20 protein-coding genes and 1 tRNA gene are annotated in these 21761 nt (G+C 70.5%); 12 read left to right on the plus strand and 9 right to left on the minus strand.

The genetic code is table 11. The features are described from left to right. Positions 1-3: 3 nt before the first annotated feature. Positions 4-816 (minus strand): hypothetical protein, encoded by an 813-nt coding sequence (locus J3A75_RS02980; protein WP_043072889.1) that lies wholly within the window; start codon positions 814-816, stop codon positions 4-6. Positions 817-1390: 574 nt separating this feature from the next. Between J3A75_RS02980 and gltB the strand changes: the two genes are divergently transcribed. Beyond that, positions 1391-6106, plus strand: a complete 4716-nt coding sequence (gene gltB / locus J3A75_RS02985; RefSeq protein ID WP_070998247.1) for a glutamate synthase large subunit — start codon at positions 1391-1393, stop codon at positions 6104-6106. Positions 6107-6208: 102 nt separating this feature from the next. After that, positions 6209-7642 carry a glutamate synthase subunit beta gene (locus tag J3A75_RS02990; RefSeq protein ID WP_012317065.1) on the plus strand — a complete coding sequence of 478 codons (1434 nt, stop codon included), beginning with the start codon at positions 6209-6211 and terminating at the stop codon, positions 7640-7642. A gap of 24 nt (positions 7643-7666) precedes the next feature. On the opposite strand, the gene J3A75_RS02995 is transcribed toward J3A75_RS02990, so the two are convergent. The 3 genes from J3A75_RS02995 to galE form a co-directional block, all read right to left on the minus strand. Then, complete coding sequence (locus J3A75_RS02995) at positions 7667-9097, minus strand: DUF459 domain-containing protein (RefSeq protein ID WP_029359140.1); 1431 nt, start codon at positions 9095-9097, stop codon at positions 7667-7669. A gap of 87 nt (positions 9098-9184) precedes the next feature. After that, positions 9185-10375 (minus strand): lytic murein transglycosylase, encoded by a 1191-nt coding sequence (locus J3A75_RS03000; protein WP_059409009.1) that lies wholly within the window; start codon positions 10373-10375, stop codon positions 9185-9187. A 4-nt stretch (positions 10376-10379) separates the two neighbouring features. After that, on the minus strand, positions 10380-11372 hold the full coding sequence (gene galE, locus J3A75_RS03005; protein ID WP_070998248.1) for a UDP-glucose 4-epimerase GalE: 993 nt from the start codon (positions 11370-11372) through the stop codon (positions 10380-10382). 171 nt (positions 11373-11543) lie between these two features. On the opposite strand from galE, the gene galU reads away from it, so the two are divergent. Beyond that, the gene (galU, locus tag J3A75_RS03010; RefSeq protein ID WP_024827903.1) at positions 11544-12413 is read left to right on the plus strand and encodes a UTP--glucose-1-phosphate uridylyltransferase GalU; all 870 of its coding nucleotides are present in this window, start codon (positions 11544-11546) and stop codon (positions 12411-12413) included. A 391-nt stretch (positions 12414-12804) separates the two neighbouring features. Here galU and J3A75_RS03015 read toward each other — a convergent pair whose 3' ends face one another. Then, positions 12805-13707, minus strand: a complete 903-nt coding sequence (locus J3A75_RS03015; protein ID WP_012317070.1) for an N-formylglutamate amidohydrolase — start codon at positions 13705-13707, stop codon at positions 12805-12807. 206 nt (positions 13708-13913) lie between these two features. Between J3A75_RS03015 and cpdR the strand changes: the two genes are divergently transcribed. The 4 genes from cpdR to J3A75_RS03035 all read left to right on the plus strand — a co-directional run bounded on the left by cpdR (position 13914) and on the right by J3A75_RS03035 (position 15977). Next, a complete protein-coding gene (cpdR, locus tag J3A75_RS03020; protein WP_003603128.1) occupies positions 13914-14270 on the plus strand; it encodes a cell cycle two-component system response regulator CpdR in 357 nt (118 codons plus the stop codon). Between the two features lie 114 nt (positions 14271-14384). Then, positions 14385-14654: a glutaredoxin 3 gene (grxC, locus tag J3A75_RS03025; RefSeq protein WP_012317071.1), complete on the plus strand. Its 270-nt coding sequence runs from the start codon at positions 14385-14387 to the stop codon at positions 14652-14654. Beyond that, entirely contained in the window at positions 14647-15504 is an 858-nt protein-coding gene (locus tag J3A75_RS03030; RefSeq protein ID WP_012317072.1) for a carbon-nitrogen hydrolase family protein, read from the plus strand. The genes grxC and J3A75_RS03030 overlap by 8 nt, the downstream gene beginning before the upstream one ends. A gap of 20 nt (positions 15505-15524) precedes the next feature. Beyond that, positions 15525-15977 (plus strand): DUF1178 family protein, encoded by a 453-nt coding sequence (locus J3A75_RS03035; RefSeq protein WP_012317073.1) that lies wholly within the window; start codon positions 15525-15527, stop codon positions 15975-15977. A 23-nt stretch (positions 15978-16000) separates the two neighbouring features. On the opposite strand, the gene J3A75_RS03040 is transcribed toward J3A75_RS03035, so the two are convergent. Both J3A75_RS03040 and J3A75_RS03045 read right to left on the minus strand, forming a co-directional pair. Beyond that, on the minus strand, positions 16001-16489 hold the full coding sequence (locus tag J3A75_RS03040) for a disulfide bond formation protein B (RefSeq protein WP_012317074.1): 489 nt from the start codon (positions 16487-16489) through the stop codon (positions 16001-16003). Positions 16490-16491: 2 nt separating this feature from the next. Next, on the minus strand, positions 16492-17073 hold the full coding sequence (locus J3A75_RS03045; RefSeq protein ID WP_012317075.1) for a YqaA family protein: 582 nt from the start codon (positions 17071-17073) through the stop codon (positions 16492-16494). A 126-nt stretch (positions 17074-17199) separates the two neighbouring features. Here J3A75_RS03045 and J3A75_RS03050 point away from each other — a divergent pair. The 5 genes from J3A75_RS03050 (at position 17200) to J3A75_RS03070 (ending at position 20055) form a co-directional block, all read left to right on the plus strand. Then, a tRNA-Leu gene (locus tag J3A75_RS03050) sits at positions 17200-17284 on the plus strand. A 207-nt stretch (positions 17285-17491) separates the two neighbouring features. Continuing rightward, positions 17492-18394: an NAD(P)/FAD-dependent oxidoreductase gene (locus J3A75_RS03055; RefSeq protein ID WP_043342882.1), complete on the plus strand. Its 903-nt coding sequence runs from the start codon at positions 17492-17494 to the stop codon at positions 18392-18394. Beyond that, on the plus strand, positions 18391-19311 hold the full coding sequence (locus J3A75_RS03060) for a histone deacetylase (protein ID WP_179239926.1): 921 nt from the start codon (positions 18391-18393) through the stop codon (positions 19309-19311). The genes J3A75_RS03055 and J3A75_RS03060 overlap by 4 nt, the downstream gene beginning before the upstream one ends. 184 nt (positions 19312-19495) lie before the next feature. Beyond that, positions 19496-19669 (plus strand): hypothetical protein, encoded by a 174-nt coding sequence (locus J3A75_RS03065; RefSeq protein WP_012317078.1) that lies wholly within the window; start codon positions 19496-19498, stop codon positions 19667-19669. 143 nt (positions 19670-19812) lie between these two features. Further along, positions 19813-20055 (plus strand): hypothetical protein, encoded by a 243-nt coding sequence (locus tag J3A75_RS03070; protein WP_012317079.1) that lies wholly within the window; start codon positions 19813-19815, stop codon positions 20053-20055. 136 nt (positions 20056-20191) lie between these two features. Here J3A75_RS03070 and J3A75_RS03075 read toward each other — a convergent pair whose 3' ends face one another. Further along, positions 20192-20827 carry a 2-dehydro-3-deoxy-6-phosphogalactonate aldolase gene (locus J3A75_RS03075; protein ID WP_029359143.1) on the minus strand — a complete coding sequence of 212 codons (636 nt, stop codon included), beginning with the start codon at positions 20825-20827 and terminating at the stop codon, positions 20192-20194. Beyond that, positions 20824-21702 (minus strand): 2-dehydro-3-deoxygalactonokinase, encoded by an 879-nt coding sequence (locus J3A75_RS03080; RefSeq protein ID WP_024827898.1) that lies wholly within the window; start codon positions 21700-21702, stop codon positions 20824-20826. Before J3A75_RS03080 ends, J3A75_RS03075 begins: the two co-directional genes overlap by 4 nt. Positions 21703-21761 lie beyond the last annotated feature (59 nt).

The raw sequence follows: 21761 nt of genomic DNA on the forward strand, positions 1-21761 counted from the left end.
AGACTACTCGGCCTGGCCCGGGACGACGGTCGCGCCCCCGATCACCCGGACCGGCTTCTTGTCGGTGGGCGGGTCCTTCCAGTCCTTCGCGGCCGGCTTGGGCGCTCCTGCCACGGCGGCGTCGGCCGGCTTCGACGGCGTGGCGGACGGCGGAGCGGGAGCCGCGGCGGGCGTCTTCTCGATCGACGCCGCCTTGGTCTCGGGCGCCGGCCCGGCATTCGGATCCGCCTTGGCCGCATCGGCCGGCGCGAGCTTGGGGGCCGGCGCCTGGGGGGAGGTTCGGGGCGGCGGCTTCAACTCCGGGGTCCTGGCGAGCGCCCCGCGCGCGACCCGCTTCGGCGGAGCGGTCCGGCCGACATTGTCGGGATTCACGCCTTCCGGGTTGGCGTCAGGCCGCAGCGCCTCGCCGGCCGGCCGGCGAGGCGTCCGCGCCACCGGGCCGTCCTCGGAGGGGACGGGGCGCATCGCGCGACGGGGCACCACCTCGTCCTCGGTCCAGCCGAATCCCGGTGCGGGCCGCTCCAGCCGCGCGACCGTCTCGGGCGCGCCGATCGGGCGGCGGCCCACGATTGCACCCGTCATGGGATCGACGAACAGCCGGACGGGCGCGCCGGCGGGACCGACGGCGTCGACCACGTAGACCCGCCCGTCGAAGCGCGGACGGCTCAGGCCGCTGAACCCGCGGTCGGCGAGGCGCCAGGCCACGACGCGCGGCGGAAGGACTTCGTCCTCGAAGGCGAACTGCGCGCGCGCGCCGGCGCTCGCTCCCACGAGAGCGAGCACCGACATGAAGCCGGCGCGAAGCGTTCTGATCATCGGGGATTGAAGGCGCGCAGCGACTCTGCTCGTCATCGTCACTCTTGTGCGTTTTGGGTTTGGAGACCCGGCAGAGTGTCCGGTTCCGGCATGGTCCGGGCCGGTGGACCCGGACCTCGACCATGCCGGCGAGGTCGTTGCCCCGCATGCCGCTTGTGCTCGGCCTGCCCGGTAGACCCCGCGATTCGGGCGAGATTGCGGAGGCGCGATGCGTGCCGCGACCCGTCATCCAGAGCGGCGACACCGTGCCCGTCGGCTGTCTCTTGCTGAAAACATTTCAATCTGGCAGTTTCGCGACTTAGGACAGCACAACTGTCCCATCGGCTGTGCATCCCGGCCGTCGCCGTCTCGCGCGCGGGCGAGAGAGAACGGTAGACGGACACGGGCGCGCCAGCGCGCCGCTCCTCGAGCGGTCCGGGTCCTCGATGAACGCGAGCCGACGGACGGGTCCTCCGGGACCGGCCGGATGGCCTGCGGCAAGAGGCCGAGCGCGGGGCGCCGACGGCTTGCGGGCATGAAACATGCTCGCGGGTTCTTGGCTGCGGACGGGTTCGAGGGAAGGACGAGACGAAGCATGTCACAACGCAGACCCGCCGACGAGTTTGCTGCGTTCACGGCCCAGGCTGCCGCCCCCCGCGGCGGCGCCATGCCGCTCATCGTGCGCGACCCCGCCCTTCCGAAAGCCCAGGGTTCCTACGATCCGGCTCACGAGCGCGACGCCTGCGGTGTCGGCTTCATCGCCGATATGCACGACCGCCGCACCCACGCGATCGTCGAGCAGGGTCTGAAGATCCTGGAGAACCTCGATCACCGCGGCGCGGTGGGCGCCGATCCCAAGATGGGTGACGGCTGCGGCATCCTCACGCAGATCCCGCACGGCTTCTTCGCGGAGGAGTGCTCGCGTCTCGGCTTCGAGCTTCCGCCCGCGGGCTCGTACGCCATCGGGCAGTTCTTCATGCCGAAGGCGGAGGAGCCCCGGGCGATCATCCAGGAGATCGTCGAATCGGCCCTGGCCGCCGAGGGCCTTCCGCTCCTCGGCTGGCGCGACGTGCCGGTGGACCCGGAGGATCTCGGCGACGCCGTGAAGGCCACCGAACCGCATCACCGTCAGGTGTTCATCGGCCGGCCCGCCTCGGTCACCGACCAGGACGCGTTCGAGCGCCGGGTCTACGTCGCCCGCAAGGTGATCTCCAACAAGGTCTACGGCCTCGACGACCCGCGGGTGAAGGAGTTCTACCCGGTCTCCGTGTCGACTCGGACCATCGTCTACAAGGGCATGGTGCTGGTCACGCAGCTCGGCGGCTACTTCCTCGACCTGAAGGACGACCGCTTCGTCTCGGCGATCGCCCTCGTTCACCAGCGCTTCGCCACCAACACGTTCCCGACGTGGCGGCTCTCGCACCCGTACCGGATGGTCGCGCATAACGGCGAGATCAACACGCTGCGCGGCAACGTCAACTGGATGGCGGCCCGCCAGGCGAGCGTCGATTCCGACCTGTTCGGCAACGACATCTCGAAGCTGTGGCCGATCTCCTACGAGGGGCAGTCCGACACCGCCTGCTTCGACAACGCCCTCGAGTTCCTCGTGCAGGGCGGCTACCCGCTCGCCCACGCGATGATGATGCTCATCCCGGAGGCCTGGGCCGGCAACCCGCTGATGAGCGAGGAGCGGCGCGCCTTCTACGAGTATCACGCTGCCCTGATGGAGCCGTGGGACGGCCCGGCCGCCGTGGCCTTCACGGACGGCCGCCAGATCGGCGCGACCCTGGACCGCAACGGCCTGCGCCCGGCGCGGTACATCGTGACCGACGACGGCCTCGTGGTGCTCGCTTCCGAGATGGGCACCCTGCCGATCCCGGACGAGAAGATCGTCCAGTCCTGGCGCCTCCAGCCGGGCCGCATGCTGCTGATCGACCTCCAGAAGGGTCGCATCGTCTCCGACGAGGAGATCAAGGGCGAGCTGGCCGCCGCGCACCCCTACGCCGACTGGGTGAAGAACACCCAGATCGTGCTGGAGGATCTGCGCCCGGTGCAGCCGCGCGAGTCGCGGGGCGACGTCAGCCTGCTCGATCGCCAGCAGGCCTTCGGCTACACGCAGGAAGACCTCAAGCTGCTCATGCAGCCCATGGCCGTCACCGGCCAGGAGGCGGTCGGCTCGATGGGCACGGACACGCCGCTCTCGGCGCTCTCCGAGAAGTCGAAGCTCCTCTACACCTACTTCAAGCAGAACTTCGCGCAGGTCACGAACCCGCCGATCGACCCAATCCGCGAGGAGGCCGTCATGAGCCTCGTCTCGTTCATCGGGCCGCGGCCGAACCTGCTCGACATGGAGGGCGCGTCCCGGCGCAAGCGCCTGGAGGTCCGCCAGCCGATCCTGACCAACGCGGATCTGGAGAAGATCCGCTCGATCGGGCATTTCGAGGACCGGTTCGACACCAAGACACTCGACATGACCTACCCGGCCGAGACCGGCGCGGCGGCCATGGACGGGGCGCTCGACCGGCTCTGCGACCGCGCCGAGGCGGCGGTGCGCGGCGGCTACAACATCATCGTGCTCACCGACCGGGCGGTCGGGCCGGACCGGATCCCGATCCCGGCGCTGCTGGCCACGGCCTCCGTGCATAACTACCTGATCCGCAAGGGACTTCGGACCTCGGTCGGCCTCGTGGTCGAGTCCGGCGAGCCGCGCGAGGTGCACCACTTCGCGTGCCTCGCCGGCTACGGCGCCGAGGCGGTCAACCCGTACCTCGCCTTCGAGACGCTGCTCGACATGAAGGACGAGTTCCCGCCGGACCTCACCGACGACGAGATCATCTACCGCTACATCAAGGCGATCGATAAGGGCCTGCTGAAGGTGATGTCCAAGATGGGCATCTCCACCTACCAGTCCTACTGTGGCGCGCAGATCTTCGACGCGGTCGGCCTGAACTCGACCTTCGTCGGCCGCGACTTCTTCGGCACGGCCACGACCATCGAGGGCGTCGGCATGGCGGAGATCGCGGAGGAGACCGCGCGCCGTCACCGCGACGCCTTCGGCGACGCGCCGGTCTACCGCAACGCCCTCGATGTCGGCGGCGAGTACGCCTACCGCCTGCGCGGCGAGACCCACACCTGGACGCCCGACACGGTGGCGACGCTGCAGCACGCCGTGCGCCTCAACGTGCCGGAGCGCTACCGGGAATACGCCGAGCTGGTGAACCGCCAGGAGCACCAGCTGAAGACGCTGCGCGGCCTGTTCCGGATCAAGTCCGCCACCGAGATCGGCCGCGCGCCGGTCCTGCTGGACGCGGTCGAGCCGGCCTCCGAGATCGTCAAGCGCTTCGCCACGGGCGCCATGTCGTACGGCTCCATCTCCAAGGAGGCGCACGAGACGCTCGCCATCGCGCTGAACTCCTTCGGCGGCCGCTCGAACTCGGGCGAGGGCGGCGAGGAGGTCGAGCGGTTCAAGCCCCTGCCGGACGGGCGCTCGCGCCGGTCGTCGATCAAGCAGGTCGCCTCCGGGCGGTTCGGCGTCACGACGGAATACCTCGTCAATTCCGACATGATGCAGATCAAGGTCGCGCAGGGCGCCAAGCCCGGCGAGGGCGGTCAGCTGCCCGGCCACAAGGTCGACGCCAAGATCGCCAAGGTCCGCTACGCGACCCCGGGCGTCGGCCTGATCTCCCCGCCGCCGCACCACGACATCTACTCGATCGAGGATCTGGCCCAGCTGATCTTCGACCTGAAGAACGTGAACCCGTCGGCGGACGTGTCGGTGAAGCTCGTCTCCGAGGTCGGCGTCGGCACGGTCGCGGCCGGCGTCGCCAAGGCGCGCGCCGACCACATCACGATCTCGGGCTTCGACGGCGGCACCGGCGCGGCGCCGCTGACCTCCCTCAAGCACGCGGGCGGTCCCTGGGAGACCGGGCTGGCCGAGACCCAGCAGACGCTGGTGCTCAACGGCCTGCGCGGCCGCGTCGCCCTCCAGGCCGACGGCGGCATCCGGACCGGGCGCGACGTGATGATCGCGGCGCTGCTCGGCGCCGACCAGATGGGCTTCTCGACGGCGCCGCTGATCGCCGCCGGCTGCATCATGATGCGCAAGTGCCACCTGAACACCTGCCCGGTGGGCGTCGCCACCCAGGATCCGGTGCTGCGCAAGCGCTTCAAGGGCACGCCCGAGCACGTGGTGAACTACTTCTTCTTCGTGGCCGAGGAGGTGCGGGAGATCCTGGCGTCGCTCGGCTTCACGAAGCTGGAGGAGGCGGTCGGCCGCTCCGACGTGCTCGACAAGGTCGAGGCCATCGCCCACTGGAAGGCGCGCGGGCTCGACTTCACGAAGCTGTTCCACCGGCCCAAGGTGGCCGAGGGCACGGCGATCCGCCACGTGGAGGTGCAGCACCACCCGATCGACACGGTCCTCGACCGGCGCCTGATCGAGAAGGCGCAGCGCGCCATCGAGACCGGTGAGCCGGTGGTGATCACCGACACCATCCGGAACTCGGACCGGGCCGCGGGCGCGATGCTCTCCGGCGCGGTGGCGAAGGCGCACGGCCACGAGGGCCTGCCCGACGACACGATCGTGGTGAGGCTCGCCGGCACGGCAGGCCAGAGCTTCGGCGCGTGGGTCGCTGCCGGCGTGACCGTCGAGCTGACCGGTCACGGCAACGACTACGTCGGCAAGGGCCTGTCGGGCGGCAAGCTGATCATCCGGCCGAGCGACGCGCTGAAGTCGCCGCAGGACCGGACCATCATGGTCGGCAACACCGTGCTGTACGGGGCGATCGCCGGCGAGTGCTACATCCGCGGCTCCGCGGGCGAGCGCTTCGCGGTGCGCAATTCCGGCGCCATCACGGTGGTCGAGGGCATGGGCGATCACGGCTGCGAGTACATGACCGGCGGCGTGGTCGTGTCGATCGGCGAGACCGGGCGCAACTTCGCGGCCGGCATGTCCGGCGGCATCGCCTACGTGCTCGACGAGGACGGCTCGTTCTCGGCGCGCTGCAACCTGTCGATGGTCGACTTGGAGCCGGTCGAGGAGGAGGACGACCTGATGCGTCGCTTCCACCAGGACGGCGATCTGGAGACCAAGGGGCGGGTCGACATCCTGGCCGACATGTCCGGTCACGACGAGGAGCGGCTGACGCAGCTCATCACCAACCATCTCAAGTATACGGGCAGCCCCCGCGCCAAGGCGATCCTCGACGACTGGAGCGGCTACCGCACCAAGTTCGTGAAGGTGATGCCGGTGGAGTACCGCCGGGCCCTGCGCGAGATGGAGATGGCGCGGATGCCGGTGGCCGCCGAGTAGGCAGCTTCCTCAGACCGGGCGGTCTGCCGCCCGGTCACGCACTGACACGAGACGACGACGCGGGCAGCGCAGTCAGAGACTGGCCGGCCCAGGGGCTGACCAATGGGCAAGATCACAGGCTTCCTCGAGTTCGACCGGCAGGAGCAGAAGTACCAGCTCGCTGCCGACCGGGTCCGGCACTTCCGCGAGTTCACGCTGCCGCTCGATGAGCACGACCTGACGAAACAGGCCGCCCGCTGCATGGATTGCGGCATCCCGTTCTGCCACGGGCCGACGGGCTGCCCGGTCCACAACCAGATCCCGGACTGGAACGACCTCGTGTTCCAGTCGGATTGGGAGGAGGCGTCCCGCAACCTCCACTCCACGAACAATTTCCCGGAGTTTACCGGCCGCGTCTGCCCCGCGCCCTGCGAGGAGGCCTGCACGCTGAACCTCGAGAACCAGCCGGTCGCCATCAAGACGATCGAGCAGGCGATCGCCGACCGGGCGTGGAACATGGGCTGGGTGAAGCCCGAGCCGGCGCAGGCCCGCACCGGCAAGCGCGTCGCGATCGTGGGCTCCGGCCCCGCCGGGATGGCGGCGGCCCAGCAGCTCGCCCGTGCCGGGCACGACGTCCACGTGTTCGAGCGCGAGCCGAAGGCGGGCGGCCTGCTCCGCTACGGCATCCCGGACTTCAAGATGGAGAAGCGCCACATCGACCGGCGCGTGCGCCAGATGGAAGCCGAGGGCGTCGTCTTCCACTACAACCAGAACATCGGCGTGACGAAGTCGGTGGACGAGCTCAAGGCCGAGTTCGACGCCGTGATGTTCTGCGGCGGCGCCGAGGATCCCCGCAACCCGCAGCTGCCCGGCCAGGACCTCGAGGGCGTGCACTACGCGATGCCCTACCTCGTCCAGTCCAATCGGCGCGTGAGCGCCGAGCCGATGCGCGGCAACGGCGAGCAGCCGATCCTGGCCTCGGGCAAGAACGTGGTCGTCATCGGCGGCGGCGACACCGCCTCCGACTGCGTCGGCACCGCCTTCCGCCAGGGGGCGCTGTCGGTGACGCAGCTCGACATCCGCCCGCGCCCGCCCGAGCGGGAGGACAAACTCACCGTATGGCCCTACTGGCCGACCAAGATGCGGACCTCGTCGAGCCAGGCCGAGGGTGCGGAGCGCGAGTTCCAGGCCGCGACCCTGCGGCTCGAGGGCAACAAGAAGGGCCAGCTCACCGGCGTGGTCTGCGCCCGGGTCGATGCCAAGCGCCAGCCGATCGCCGGGACAGAGTTTGTGCTGCCCGCCGACCTCGTCTTCATGGCGATCGGCTTCGCCGGCTCGGTGCAGAAGGGGCTCCTCGAGCAATCCGGGATCGGCGTCAGCAAGCGCGGCAATGTCGAGGCGAACGAGGAGGACTACCGCACCTCGGACGCGAAGATTTGGGCCGCGGGCGATATGCGGCGCGGCCAGTCCCTGGTGGTCTGGGCGATCCGCGAGGGACGTCAGGCGGCGCGCGCCATCGACGAGACCCTGATGGGCGCCAGCGTCCTGCCGCGCTGAGGGCGCACGGAGGATCCACCCGGCTTAGCCGGGCGGCCAGCGGAAATCGTCGGCGCGGCCGGGCTGCGGCATCGGTGCGTTGCCGCGCAGCAGCGTCCGCTCCACGGTCCCGGAATTGTCGGGGTCGCGCGGCCGTCCGTTGAGCAGCGCGCCGCCGGGCGACACCTCGCTCCGGCTCAGCGGCACCACGGGGCCGGCCGCGGGCTTCACCGGAAGCGCCGGCACGCCGGGCGGCTCGGGCAGGCTCGGCAGCATCGCGGTGATCTGACGATCGATCGCCGCGGTGTCGGTGGCCGGCGCGGTGCCGTCGAGGCTGGGCCCGGGGGTCGAGGACGGCGCGGTCGGCGCCACGGTCGCGGTCGGCGACGGCTCGGTCGTGCCCGGCACCGCGCCCATCAGCCGCTTCAGCTCGACATCGGCGAAGTGGGCGAGCTTCCGGTCGCCCGCTTTGGTGAAATGCACGCCGTCCGCGGTGCGGAGCTTGGCGATCTGGCCCTCCGGATCCGGGCCCGACGCGGCGTACCGGTCCCGGTCGTCGACGAAGCCCGGCCAGATGTCGACGTAGGTCCCGCCGGCCTTGCCGACGGTGTCGCGGACAATGTCGTTCAGGGACGCGAGATCCCGGCTGAGCGTCTCGCTCTGGACGGGCGGCAACCCGACCCAGATCAGCGGGATCTTGCGGTCGGTGAAGACCTTCACGAGCGCCTCCACCCGCGCGCGGTAGAGCGCGCGCCAGCGGTCCGTGAGAGGCTCGGCCGTCTCGTCGCCCTCGCGGATCGGCTGTCGGTCGTTCGCGCCCATCATCACCAGGGCGTAGCGCACCTTCCCGTTGCTCTGGAGGTAGTCTTGCGCGACCTTCGGCCAGTCGACGACGTCCTTGCGCACCAGACCGCTGTCGCCCTTCGCGCGGTCGATCACGGCGACGTCGGCATTGTCCTCGAACACGTCGTCGAGGCCCTTGGCGAGGTGGTCGGCCAGGGAATCGCCGAAGACGGCGATCTGGACGTTCGGCTCGGTCTTGGCGACCGCGGGTTTCGGCGGCGTCGGTGCCCGGGCCGGACGGACCCGCCGTTTCACCGCGGGGGCCGGTCGCTGCGCCTCGCCGGTCGCGTAGGGATTGCGCTGGCGCGGCGCCCGGTAGGTGCGCTCCGGCTGCGGCGCCACCGGCTGCGGCCTGTCCTCCCAGGGCCAGTAGAACTGGCGCGGCGCCTCCTGCTGCGGCGCGTAACGGGGCTGACGCCCGTACGTCCCGTCGTCGCGGTAATAGGCGTCCCGCGGCCGCCGACGCGGCGGTGCCTCGTAGTAGGTGCCGCCCTGCTGCTGCTGGTAACTGTCGCCCCATTGCGCGCGGGCCGGACCGCCGATGGCCGCCAGCCCCGCCAGCCCCAGCAGGGCTGCGAGCCCGAGGAGCAGCGGACGCTCCGAGTGACGCCGACGAGCGAGGACCATGCGCATTCCGTACGCTTCACGCCGAACCGGACCCGTTCGGAACGCGGCCACTATAGGCGGAAGCAGCACGCGGGTCTAAACCTCTCGACGGGCTCAGCGTCGCGGTGCCGCCTTGCCGGTGACGCGGTCGAGCAGGGCCGGCGTGGCGTAGCCGTCGGCCGGCAATCCGGCGCTGATCTGGTAGCGCCGCACCGCCTCGCGCAGCTTCGGGCCGGCCCTTCCATCCGTCGGCCCGTCGTAGAAGCCGGCCGCCGCGAGGCCGGTTTGCAGGGCGCGGAGGCCCGGCCCGTCGAGGCGGGCGCCGGCGGCTGGCCAAGGCGCGGCCAGCGGCGGACCGCCGGCGAGTCGGTCTGCGAGGTGTCCCACCGCCAGCGCGTAGGAATCCGAGGTGTTGTAGCCTCGGATCACCTCGAAATTGTCGGTGATCAGGAAGACCGGCGCCCCCAGGCCACCGGGCAGGAACAGGCTGGCACGTCCGGTCCCCGGCAGCGGCTTCCCGTCGGTGCGGCGAACGCCTCGCTCGGCGAAGCTGCCGAGATCGCCCGCGTAGCGGCTCAGGTCGAAGTCCTTCGGCAGGAGCACCTCGTAGCCCCAAGAGAGCGCCGGATTCCAGCCGAGATCCTTGAGGTAGGCCGCGATCGATGCCAGCGAGTCCGGCTCGCTGGTCCAGATGTCGCGGCGGCCGTCGCCGTCGAAGTCGACCGCGTGGGCCAGGTAGGTGGAGGGCAGGAACTGCACCTGACCCATCGCGCCGGCCCAGCTGCCGCTCATCCGGTCCGGCGCGATGTCGCCGCGCTGCAGGATCGTGAGCGCGGCCAGGAGCTCGTCGCGGAACAGGCCGCCGCGGTGCCGCGCCTCGGCGAGCGTCGCCAGCGCCCGGACCGTCGGAACGCTGCCCGCGCTCGCTCCGAAGTCCGATTCGACGCCCCAGAACGCCATCGCCATCCGCCCCGGAACGCCGTAGCGGCCCTCGATTGCCGTCAGGGTCGACGCGAGGGCCGCCGCACGGGCGCGTCCGCGCGCGATGCGGCCGGCCGAGACCGCGCCGACGAGGTACTCCCAGACCGGCCGGACGAACTCGCTCTGGCGGCGGGTGCGCGCCAGAATGCCGGCATCGGGTCCCGTGATCCCGCGAAACGCCGCGTCGAAAGTCGCCGCGGTGACACCCCGCGCCGCCGCGTCCGGACGCAGGGCCTCGATGAACGCCCGGAAGGCGTCCTCGGCGCGGGCCTCCCCGGTGGCGAGGGACGCCGCCGCGGCCAGAAACCATCGGCGGGAGAGCATCCGGTCAGATCCGATTGCGCTTCTCCAGGCGCTGTTCCCAGGCGAGCGCCTGGTCGACGATGGCGTCGAGGTCGTCGTGCCGGGGCTGCCACCCCAGGCGCTCGCGGATGCGCGCCGCCTCGGCGACGATCTGGGCCGGATCGCCGGCTCGGCGCGGGCACAGGCGCACCTCGAAATCGCGGCCGGAGATCCGCTTCACGACTTCGACCACCTCGAGCACCGAGTAGCCGCGCCCGTAGCCGCAGTTCAGCGTCAGGCTCTCGCCGCCGGAGCGCAGGTGGTCGAGGGCGAGGCGATGCGCCTCGGCGAGGTCCGACACCTGGATGTAGTCGCGCAGGCACGACCCGTCCGGGGTCGGGTAGTCGGTCCCGAAGACGTCGAGCCGGGCGCGCTGTCCGAGCGCCGCCTGGGTGGCCACCTTGATGAGGTGTGTGGCATTCGGCGTCGACTGGCCGGACCGCCCCTCCGGATCTGCGCCGGCGACGTTGAAGTAGCGCAGGACCACGTAGGAGAAGCCGTGCGCCGCGGCGGCGTCGGCGATCATCCACTCGCTCATCAGCTTCGAGCGGCCGTAGGGGTTGATCGGGTTGAGCGGCAGATCCTCGGGAACCGGCGTGACGTCGGGCTCGCCGTAGACGGCGGCGGTCGAGGAGAAGATCACGTGCTTGACGCCGGCGCGTACCGCGGCCTCGATCAGCGAGCGGGTTTTCACCGTGTTGGCTTGGTAGTAGCCCAGGGGATCGGCTACGGAATCGGGCACGACGATCTTGGCGGCGAAATGGGCCAGGGCGTCGATGCGGTGCTGGAGGATCGTCTGCGTCACGAGGGCTTGGTCGGCCACGTCGCCGACGACGAGCTTCACGCCCTCCGGGACCGCCCAGTCGAAACCGGTGGACAGATCGTCCAGGACGACGACCTCCTCATGGCCGGCGTCGAGGAGCGCCAGCACCATGTGGCTGCCGATGTAGCCGGCACCACCCGTCACCAGAACCGCCATCTCACCCCCTCTGCCCCCACCCCGGCACCGGCATACGCTTTTGCAGACGGGAAATTTACGCCCCGCCACCTCATACTATCGACGTACATGCTTGCGACGGCTCGCGTTAAGCTATCTCACTGACCGCACAGCTGACCACGTCGTTCCATCCAGTTCCGGGGTTACCGCTCGATGAAACCGATCCGCAAGGCCGTCCTTCCCGTCGCGGGCCTTGGCACGCGCTTCCTGCCCGCCACCAAGGCGGTCCCGAAGGAGATGCTCACGGTCGTCGACCGGCCGGTGGTGCAGCACGTCGTCGACGAAGCCCGCGCGGCGGGGATCGAGCACTTCATCTTCGTCACTGGCCGCGGCAAGGCGGTCATCGAGGACCACTTCGACATCGCGTTCGAACTGGACCACACCCTGCAGGAGCGGGGGAAGACGGCCGCCTATGAGGAGCTCAAGAAGGACCTGCCGAAGGCCGGCCAGACCAGCTTCACCCGCCAGCAGGCGCCGCTCGGCCTCGGCCACGCGGTGTGGTGTGCCCGCGAGATCGTCGGCGACGAGCCGTTCGCGGTGCTGCTCCCCGACATGCTGAGCCGCGGCTGCATGCAGCAGATGCTGGCCGCCTACGATCGCCACGGCGGCAACATCATCGCGGTCGAGGAGGTGGCTCCCGAGGAGACGCACCAGTACGGCATCGTCAGCGTCGGCGAGACCTACGGCCAGTCGTTCCAGATCACCGGGATGGTCGAGAAGCCCAAGCAGGGCACGGCACCGTCGAACTTCATCATTTCCGGGCGCTACATCCTGCAGCCCGAGATCTTCGGGATCCTGGAGCACGGCAAGAAGGGCGCGGGCGGCGAGATCCAGCTCACCGACGCCATGATCGACCTGATGGCGACGCAGGCGTTCTTCGGCATGCGCTACGAGGGCCGGACCTACGACACCGGCTCGAAGCTCGGCTTCCTCACGGCGAACCTCGCCTACGCCCTGGAGCGGAACGATCTCGCGGGTCCCCTGCGGGCCGAGATCGAGAAGCTGCTGAAGCATCACGGCTGATCGGCACGCCGGGCGCAGGTCCGACGATTGCGGGCCTGCCGCCGGCACGTTCCGGCGACAGCTCCGACGGTTCGGAACCCCGGTCGCCGGCCGCGGCGGTCAGGGTTCTTCACTATCGATCGAAAGATCAGCCCGCTCTTCGCGGCGTCGGGGGCGACGCTCACGGCGAACGCGGTTCAGGTATGCGCGCAGTGCGGCCGGTCCGGACGTTTTGCGCTTGCTTCTTGTGCGGCGCACTTTAATTTGTGCGTTGCGAGATCGCGATGGCGTCGCGGTCTCGTTGCCCTTCTTGGGCGTTTCCTCCCTAGACTTCGGGCCGCTCCTTCGGGAGTGGCCTTTTTTCTGTCCGGTACAGCGTCACTCTTCTCTAGGAGCGGGTGGGCCGGGACCGCTATTCCGCGGCCATTTGGCGAGGGACCAGCTCGTCGAGCTCCCTGGCGACGTCGGTGATGACAGCGCGCAGGGCTTCGACCAGGCCCGGGAATCCGGCCGTCGTCGCGAGGCTGGCCTCGTTCATGTAGAGGCCCCGGTTCACCTCGATCTGGAGCGCGTGGCGGTCGAGGTTCGGCTCGCCGTAATGCTCCGTGATGAAGCCGCCGGCGTAGGGCTTGTTGCGCACCACGCGGAAACCCCGCGCCCGGAACGCAGCCTCGAACCCGTCGATCAGGACGGGGGCGCACGCCGTTCCGTAGCGGTCGCCCAGGACCACGTCCGCCTTCATGTCCGGATCGCGGCCCAGGCTCGAGGACGGCATCGAGTGGCAGTCGACGAGCATGCAGTGGCCGTGGGTGCGCGCCGTGCGCTGGACCAGTCCGCGCAGCGCGCGGTGATACGGCTTGTACAGATTCTCAATCCGGGCGGTCGCCTCGGCGACCGGCAGGCGGCGGGCGTAGATCTCCTGGCCGTCGGCGACGACTCGCGGCACCGTCCCGAGGCCACCGGCGACGCGCATCGACCGGGTATTGGCGAAGGGTGGAAGACGCCCCTCGAACATGCGCGGGTCCAGCTCGTAGGGCTCGCGGTTCACGTCGAGGAAGGCGCGGGGGAAGTTGGCACGCAGGAGCGGCGCCCCCAACTCGACGACCGACGCGAACAGGCGCTCGACGTGGGCGTCCTCGGAGCGGCGCAGGGTCAGCGCGTCGAGCCGCGAGGCCGCGATGAAGTCGGGGGGGTAGACGGCCCCGGAATGACCGGTATTGAAGACGAAAGGCAGGGTGTGCGCCGCGGGCTCGTCGACCGCGAAGGCCGGGGCAAATCCGAAGGCGTCTGGCTGTACCGGTTCGGTTGCAGTCATCGGCTGTTGGGCACCCCAGCGGTTGAACGAGGACGGCAGGCGCTCACTGTGGTGCGCGAACGATCGCCTGTCCACTCCGCACCGGCGGCTGACGCAGTCGCCCGGGAGACACGCGGCGCCGGCTGCGCGCTCCATCCTAACACCTTGTTTACCATCGCCTCCCTTTATGGGATCAACTTCTCGACTCGAAGGCTCGGATCCGGCCGATGAAAATCCTGCTGGCGGAAGACGACAACGATATGCGCCGGTTTCTGGCCAAGGCGCTGCAGAACGCGGGCTATGATGTCCTGTCCTTCGACAATGGCCTCTCCGCCTACAACCGGCTGCGCGAGGAGCCGTTCGAGCTGCTGCTGACCGATATCGTGATGCCCGAGATGGACGGCATCGAGCTGGCCCGCCGCGCCACCGAACTCGATCCCGACATCAAGGTGATGTTCATAACCGGCTTCGCGGCCGTCGCCCTCAACCCGGATTCGAAGGCCCCGAAGGACGCCAAGGTCCTGTCGAAGCCCTTCCACCTCCGCGACCTCGTGAACGAGGTCGAGAAGCTCCTGGCCGCCTGATCCTGCCCGCGCGTCGCCGACGGCGCGCGCGTTGCCCTGTGACCACAGGGGCATAGGCAAGCCGCGCCCCGCGCTCCTATATGTCGGGCGTTCACGGGCGGGGCGACGATCGCGATGCAGCCGGTCACAATCTACACCACGGCTTGGTGTCCCTACTGCTCGGCGGCCAAGAGCCTGCTGAAGGAGAAGGGCGCCGCCTTCCAGGAGATCGACGTCGAGCGCGTTCAGGGCGCCCGGACCGCGATGGTCGAGCGCGCCGGCGGCCGCACCAGCGTTCCCCAGATCTTCATCGGCGCCACGCATGTCGGCGGCTGCGACGACCTCTACGCCCTGGACCGGGCCGGCAAGCTCGACCCGCTGCTCAAGGACACGGCCGATGCCTGAGTCTCGCTTCACGGCGGCCTGCGTGCAGATGCGGTCGGGGCGGGACCCGGTCGCCAACCGCGACGCGGCCGTGGCGGGCGTGCGCGAGGCGGCGGCCCGGGGCGCCGCCTACGTGCAGACCCCCGAGATGACCTCCCTGGTCGAGCGGAGCCGCGAGCGCCTGTTCGCGCACGTCACCACCGAGGAGGAGGACCAGACCCTGGCGGCGCTCCGCGAGGCCGCGCGTCAGACCGGGACACTCGTCCAGATCGGCTCGATCGCGGTCAAGTCCGGCGACAAGATCGCCAACCGCGCCTACCTGATCGGCGCCGACGGCGAGATCCTGGCGTCGTACGACAAGCTGCATCTCTTCGACGTCGACCTGCCGAGCGGCGAGCGCTGGCGGGAATCGGCGACCTATTCCGGGGGCGCCTGCGCGGTGCTCGCCGAGACGCCTTGGGCCACGCTCGGCCTGACGATCTGCTACGACATCCGTTTCCCGGCCCTGTACCGTGCCCTCGCCGAGGCGGGCGCCGACGTTCTGACGGCCCCCGCCTGCTTCACCCGGCAGACCGGCGAGGCTCACTGGCACGTGCTCCAGCGGGCCCGGGCCATCGAGACCGGCGCCTTCGTGATCTCTGCGGCGCAGGGCGGACAGCATGAGGACGGGCGCGAGACCTACGGGCACTCGCTGATCGTCGATCCCTGGGGCCGCGTCCTCGCCGATGCCGGCGGGGCGGAGCCCGGGATCATCCTGGCGGAAATCGACCTCGCGCAGGTCGCCGAGGCCCGCGCCCGCATCCCCGCGCTGCAGCACGCCCGGCCGTTCACCGTCGACCGCGTGGGTCCGCGCGTTCAGGCCGCGCAATAGGCACCCCAGCAAGCAACAGAATGATCCGGTACAGTCTCGTCTGCGACACCGGGCACGGCTTCGAGAGCTGGTTCCCGTCCTCCGATTCCTACGACACCCAGGTCGCACGCGGCCTCGTGACGTGTCCGGTCTGCGACAGCGCCAAGGTCAGCAAGGCCCTGATGGTGCCGAGCGTCGCCCGCACGGATCGGGACCGCGCGCCCGCGCCGGTTCCCAGGGCGGACGCACCCGTGACCATGGTCGCCGAGCCGGAGCGTCAGATGCGGGCGATGCTGCGCGCGTTCCGGGAGCACGTCGTGGCGAATTCCGAGCATGTCGGGGCGCGCTTTCCCGAGGAAGCGCGCAAGATCCACTACGGCGAGGCGGAGGGGCGTTCGATCTACGGCGAGGCGAGCCCCGCGGAGGCGCGCGCCCTGATCGACGAGGGCATCGAGGTGGCGGCGATCCCGATCCTGCCCGACGACCGGAACTGAGCGGTTCCGCCGGCCGGGACGCGTCAGGGACGCAGGGCGGCGGTCCCCGCGAACGAGGCCAGCACGGCCGAGATCACGGCGCTCCAGCCGGCGAGCGACACGCCCAGCACCCGGAGCGCGGCCACCGAGCAGTCGACGACCTTCGTGGTCTGCAGGCTGTTGAGGAAGTCGCCGATCTGACCCGGATTGGCGCCGGTGCCGCCGCCGCAATCGGCGGGTCCGGGCCAGAAGCCCCATTCCGCGCCGGCGTGGTAGACCCCGATCCCGGCCCCGTAGAGGAGGCCGAGAGCGGCGAGCCCGAGGGCGATCCGCGCCAGACGCTCCGGCAGGAACAGGGCCAGCAGGCCCAGCGGTACGGCGGCGTAGTAGGGCAGACGCTCGGTCAGGCAGAGCTTGCACGGCGCGTAGCCGTATCCGTACTGGAGCACGAGCGCGGCCCCGACCGTGAGGGCGGAGGCGATCGCGAGCCAGAGGCCAGCGGTCTTGAGGCGCAGGGCAGCCGCCGTGTTCATCGCTACAGGATTACCTTAAAGAGCAGGAAGCCGAGGACGATGACGGCGACGGAGATCGCCGCGACCGCGTTCAGGTGTCGGTCGAGCACGCCGCGGATCTGCACACCGTAGCGCCCGAGCAATCCGGCGAGAATGAAGAAGCGGGCGCCGCGGGTCACGATCGACAGGATCGTGAACCAGAACAGGCTGTAGTGCGCGAAGCCCGACGTGATCGTGACGAGCTTGTAGGGGATCGGCGTGAGTCCCTTCAGCAGGATCACCCAGTGGCCGTAGCGCGCGTAGGAATCCTGGAACGTCGCGGCCGAGTTCTGCAGGCCGTAGAGGCGGATGAGCCACTCGCCGACGGAGTCGAACAGCAGGGCCCCGATGGCGTAGCCGACGAGGCCGCCGAGGACCGAGGCGACCGTCGTGATCGTGGCGTAGAGCCAGACCCGGTCCGGCCGGGCAACCGCCATCGGCACCAGCATCACGTCCGGCGGCACCGGGAAGAAGGAGCTTTCTGCGAAGGCCACGGCGCCGAGCGCGTAGGGCGCGGACGGCCGGTCACTGAGGGCCAGGATCCACGCGTAGAGCCGGCGGAGCATTCAAGGTCCCGATTTGAGCGATCGGCCGCCCTTTGAGCATAGGTGCGAGACCTTGGCCAGATCGACGACCCGCGCAAAAACAACACTTGGCCGGAGCTGCCGACCTATGCGAAGAGCCCCTGGCACGCGGGTATGGCGGAATTGGTAGACGCGGGCGACTCAAAATCGCCAGCCGCAAGGCGTGGGGGTTCGATTCCCTCTACCCGCACCAGAGCGCCACCGATCGACGCGGGACGCTGTCGGACTTCTCGACCGGATCCGCGTCGCGACGCATCGATCCGTCGTGCAGCGCGATTCCGTCGCTCTGACGTCGCGCATCGCGTCCTCTATCTTCGCCGCCGCGCGGTCGTCAGGGCCGTTCGGCGAGGCGGGGCAGGGCGTGAACCAGCACGGAATTGTCGCGGTCCTCGGCGCCGGCATGGCCGGCGCGGCCGCAGCGCGCCGGCTCTCTCAGGCAGGGCTCCGCGTCCAGGTCCTCGATAAAGGGCGCGGGGTCGGGGGGCGCATGGCGACCCGGCGGGCCGGTGACATGCAGTTCGATCATGGCGCGCAGTTCATGCGGGCGCGCGGTCCCGCCTTCGCGGCTCAGCTCGAATGCTGGGCGCAGCGGGGCATCGTCAAGCCCTGGGCCGGCGCCGACCGGTATGTGGGTGTGCCCGGTATGACCGAGCCCGTCCGCGCCCTGCTCAGGGGGCTTCCGGTCTCGAGCGCCACGACCGTCGTGCGGCTTCGACGCGCGGGCCCGCGCTGGCACGTCGAGGACGCGTCCGGCACCGTCCACGGCCCGTTCGACGGCATCGCGATCACCTTCCCGGCCCCTCAGGTCGCGACGCTGCTCGACGCGTCGGGTGTCGCCTTGCCCGGCATCGGCCGCGCCTCCTACGCGCCTTGCTGGTCCCTCATGGTGGCAACGGACGCGTCGCCGCCGGATGTCCTGATCGAGCCCCGGACAGATCCGATCGGCCTGATCGCGCACGATGCCTCGAAGCCCGGGCGACCTGCCGGTTGCCGGCTGACGGTGCACGCGACGCCGGAATGGTCCCGCCGACACCTCGAGGCCGCGCGCGAGGCGGTCGTCGCCGAACTTCTCGAGGCGGCCGAGGACGTTCTCGGTACCGGGCTCCGGCCGTCGCACGCGGAGGCGCATCGCTGGCGCTACGCCCAGGTCGAGACGGCGCTCCAGAAGCCCTGCCTGTACGATCCGGACCTGCGCGTCGGCGCGGCCGGGGATTGGTGCCTCGGAGCCCGGATCGAGGCGGCCTACGACAGCGGCGAGGCGCTGGCCCGGGGCCTCATGGCCGATCTGGGCTGCCCCGCGTGATTCCGCCGATCACCTTTCACCCGGCCTACGAGGCGCCGCTCCCGTCCGGCCACCGCTTCCCGATGCGCAAGTACGGTCTGCTCGCCGAGACGCTGGTCGCCAAGGGCCTGGCACCCCTGGGCTTCGTCACGCCGGAGCCGGCCAGCGCGGACATCCTGCTGCGCGCGCACGATCCCGCCTACGTGGACGCGGTGCTCGCCTGCGATGTCGGCCGCGAGATCGAACGGGCCATCGGCCTGCCGGTCGACGCCGCCCTGGTCCGTCGCTCGCGCGCGTCGGTGGGCGGCACACTCCTGGCCGGGCGCCTCGCCCTCGCGGAAGGGCTGGCGGGCAGCGCCGCCGGCGGCAGCCACCACGCGCGGCGCCAGCAGGGCGCCGGCTTCTGCGTGCTGAACGATGTCGCGGTGGCGGCCCGCACCCTCCAGGCCGAAGGTCTGGTCCGGCGCGTCCTCGTGGTGGATCTGGACGTGCATCAGGGCGATGGGACCGCGGATTGCCTCGCGCTCAGTCCCGACCTGTTCACGCTCTCGATCCATTGCGAGAACAATTATCCCGCCCAGAAGATCGCCGGCGACCTCGACATCGGTCTGCCCGACCGGCTCGACGATGCCGGCTACCTCGATGTCCTGCGCGCCCGACTGCCGCCGCTCCTCGACGCGTTCGCGCCGGATCTCGTCTTCTACAATGCGGGCGTCGATCCCCATCGCGACGACCGCCTCGGCCGTCTCTGCCTCACCGATGACGGCCTGCTCGCCCGCGATCGGTTCGTCGTGGCCCAGGCTCGTGCCCGCGGGATCGCCCTCGCCGCGGTGATCGGCGGCGGTTACACGCACGATGTCGATGCCCTGGCGCGACGCCACGCCCTGGTCTTCGAGGCTCTGGCCGCCGAGGCGGCCGCGGAGTCGACGGTCGGGTGAGACCCCGCGCCTGGCGCCTGCGTGAGATGTGGAGTGAGACCTGATTGCATCACGCGATGGTCGATATGCAGTCTCCGGCTCCGCGAGAAAGGTTTTGGGAAGGGCTGCGTTCGAGGATGCAGGTCGGGCGGATAGATGAGGCGGATCCGCCGCTCGCATTCGATGACGCCGTTGAGGTTCGACCATGCTGGCGCGGGTCTGGGATGTGGTGAAGGCGACGCTGGCAGTGTCGGCCCTGATCGCTGCCGCGCTCGTCTCGGCGGACAAGCTCGATCGTCAGAAAACACAGGCGGTTGTCGGCGCAGCTTTGGTCGAGCCCGCGACGACCGGAGCGATCCTACCGGCCGGACGGCCTTGAGGGTGCCGGTCCCGGGCCGCTGGCGACGCCCTGCGTCAGATTGAAACAAGCGCGACGGGATATCTTCTCCGGCCTCGGCGTTCTCGCCGGACGCCGAGGCTTGGCCGCTCGCTGCACCCGATCCGCTCAGGAGACCTACCGCGATGAAATCTGCCCCCTTCGCTCTGGTCGCCGTCCTCGTCGGCGCGTCACCGACGCTGGCGGAGACGAGCGCCGACCGGGCTGCCTGCACGCCGGACGTGATGCGCCTGTGCGCGGCACAGATCCCGAACGCGGGAGCGATCACCCTCTGCCTGCGCGAGAAGCGGGGGGCGCTGAGCGGTGCCTGCCGGACGGTCGTCGACCGGTCCGAGCGGCCGGCACGCGAGATCGCGAATCGCCGATAGCGCGGCGCCTCTCCTGCCGGCGACGTGGCCGACCGCGACCGGTTATCACTGATCCTTCGATAGACCCGTCGCGCAGGCGTGTTCGGGCGGCTGCGACCGTACGAGCCGACCTTCGGGCGGACAGCCGACCGTGTTCTCAGATCGAGCGCTCGAACGCCGCCACGTAGGTCGCGGCGTCGCGGGCGACGTCGGCCGCCGCTTTGCCGGGCCGGTACAGATTGGACCCGAGCCCGAATCCGTCGGCACCCGCCTGCCGCCAGCCCGCGATGCTCTCGGGCATCACCCCGCCGACGGCCAGGACCCGCGTGTCCGGCGGCAGGACCGCGCGATGCGCCTTGAGCGCCAGCGGCGTCGCGACGTCCGCCGGAAACAGTTTCAGCGCGGTGGCGCCGGCCGCTAGGGCCGCGAAGGCCTCGGTGGGGGTCTGATAGCCCGGTAGCGAGACGAGTCCCGCCGCGACCGTCGCGCCGATGACGGCCGGATCGACGTTCGGCGACACCACGAGGGTCCCGCCGGCGGCGGCGACCTCGCCGATCTGCGACGGGGTCAGGACCGTGCCGGCCCCGACCAGCGCCCGCCCGTGCAGGCGCTCGGCGAGCACGGCGATGCTCCGCAGCGGGTCGGGCGAGTTGAGGGGCACCTCGACGAGGGTGAACCCGGCTCCGACCAGGGCCTCGCCGACATCCGGTGCCTCGTCCGGCGTGAGGCCTCGCAGGATCGCGACGAGCGGGCAGGCCACGAAGGCCGCCTCGAACCGCTCGAGGATCGTCATGCCCGCAGACTCCAGATGGCGTGGATACCGGCCGTGGTTGAACCGTCGGGGACGATCACCGGATCCCCATTCGCTTCGGTGATGGCGGCCGCGTAGAGCGCCGCGAGGTGGCCGCCGCCCAGCAGGTGGACCGGGCGCCGCTGCAGGTCGTCCCGGGTGCCGAGATCGGCGCCGATCAGGATGCCGCTGGCATGGGCGGCGGCATCGCCGGGCCCGAGCCGTTCGAGCAGCAGGCCCGAGCGGACCTCGAACAGGGTAGCGGCGAGGTTCCGGGACGCGAGACCGCGGCGGACGCCCGCGCGGAAGCTCGTCCCGTCCTCGACGGCGCCGTCGAGGGTTCCCGCCAGGATGCCGTGTGTCCGGAGGAGGGCGAAGAATTCCCCGGTCATCACGGTGGTGAAATCGGTGATGGCCCCGTCGACCGTCTCGATCCACTTGTTGTGCGTGCCGGGCTGGCAGAACAGGGCCGTCGCGGGCGCCGCCCCCGCTCCGATCGCTCCGAAGACCTGGATCTCCTCGCCCCGCATGACGTCGGGACGCGCACCGTCCCGCAGGGCCACCCCCGGAACGATCCGGACGTCGGGGGCGGGCTCCAGGCAGGCATCGACCAGGGCGGCCAGGGTCGCCGGCGCGGCCACGTAGGGCGCCGCCTGCCAGCCGCGGTTGGAGCCGACCATGCCGACGGCGATGATGGGAAGCGCCCCGAACCGCGCGCGCAGGGCCGCGATCTCCCCCGGATACGCGTCGGGCGTCAGGGCAAGGATGCCGCGGTCGTCGCCCAAACTGTCGAGGACGGTTCCCGCTTCCGACATGGCGAAGGCCCGCCGGTTCGTCGTGCCCCAGTCGACGGCGATGTAGGCCGCGCGACCGACCATGCTGAAATCCCTCTAACGACCGTGGTCTCGAATTGTCTGAGTTAAGTGGGGGCCGCGGC

The organism is Methylobacterium sp. PvP105, from assembly GCF_017876975.1.
GTDB classification, from domain to species: domain Bacteria; phylum Pseudomonadota; class Alphaproteobacteria; order Rhizobiales; family Beijerinckiaceae; genus Methylobacterium; species Methylobacterium radiotolerans.

Coding starts and splice junctions, on each gene's coding strand:
- J3A75_RS02990 (WP_012317065.1), top strand. CDS start 6,209: ATGGGCAAGATCACAGGCTTCCTCGAGTTCGACCGGCAGGAGCAGAAG.
- grxC (WP_012317071.1), top strand. CDS start 14,385: ATGCAGCCGGTCACAATCTACACCACGGCTTGGTGTCCCTACTGCTCG.
- cpdR (WP_003603128.1), top strand. CDS start 13,914: ATGAAAATCCTGCTGGCGGAAGACGACAACGATATGCGCCGGTTTCTG.
- J3A75_RS03065 (WP_012317078.1), top strand. CDS start 19,496: ATGCTGGCGCGGGTCTGGGATGTGGTGAAGGCGACGCTGGCAGTGTCG.
- J3A75_RS03070 (WP_012317079.1), top strand. CDS start 19,813: ATGAAATCTGCCCCCTTCGCTCTGGTCGCCGTCCTCGTCGGCGCGTCA.
- J3A75_RS03030 (WP_012317072.1), top strand. CDS start 14,647: ATGCCTGAGTCTCGCTTCACGGCGGCCTGCGTGCAGATGCGGTCGGGG.
- J3A75_RS03035 (WP_012317073.1), top strand. CDS start 15,525: ATGATCCGGTACAGTCTCGTCTGCGACACCGGGCACGGCTTCGAGAGC.
- galE (WP_070998248.1), bottom strand. CDS start 11,372: ATGGCGGTTCTGGTGACGGGTGGTGCCGGCTACATCGGCAGCCACATG.
- galU (WP_024827903.1), top strand. CDS start 11,544: ATGAAACCGATCCGCAAGGCCGTCCTTCCCGTCGCGGGCCTTGGCACG.
- J3A75_RS03075 (WP_029359143.1), bottom strand. CDS start 20,827: ATGACGATCCTCGAGCGGTTCGAGGCGGCCTTCGTGGCCTGCCCGCTC.
- gltB (WP_070998247.1), top strand. CDS start 1,391: ATGTCACAACGCAGACCCGCCGACGAGTTTGCTGCGTTCACGGCCCAG.
- J3A75_RS03040 (WP_012317074.1), bottom strand. CDS start 16,489: ATGAACACGGCGGCTGCCCTGCGCCTCAAGACCGCTGGCCTCTGGCTC.
- J3A75_RS03080 (WP_024827898.1), bottom strand. CDS start 21,702: ATGGTCGGTCGCGCGGCCTACATCGCCGTCGACTGGGGCACGACGAAC.
- J3A75_RS03000 (WP_059409009.1), bottom strand. CDS start 10,375: ATGCTCTCCCGCCGATGGTTTCTGGCCGCGGCGGCGTCCCTCGCCACC.
- J3A75_RS03045 (WP_012317075.1), bottom strand. CDS start 17,073: ATGCTCCGCCGGCTCTACGCGTGGATCCTGGCCCTCAGTGACCGGCCG.
- J3A75_RS03015 (WP_012317070.1), bottom strand. CDS start 13,707: ATGACTGCAACCGAACCGGTACAGCCAGACGCCTTCGGATTTGCCCCG.
- J3A75_RS02995 (WP_029359140.1), bottom strand. CDS start 9,097: ATGCGCATGGTCCTCGCTCGTCGGCGTCACTCGGAGCGTCCGCTGCTC.
- J3A75_RS02980 (WP_043072889.1), bottom strand. CDS start 816: ATGATCAGAACGCTTCGCGCCGGCTTCATGTCGGTGCTCGCTCTCGTG.
- J3A75_RS03055 (WP_043342882.1), top strand. CDS start 17,492: ATGGCCGGCGCGGCCGCAGCGCGCCGGCTCTCTCAGGCAGGGCTCCGC.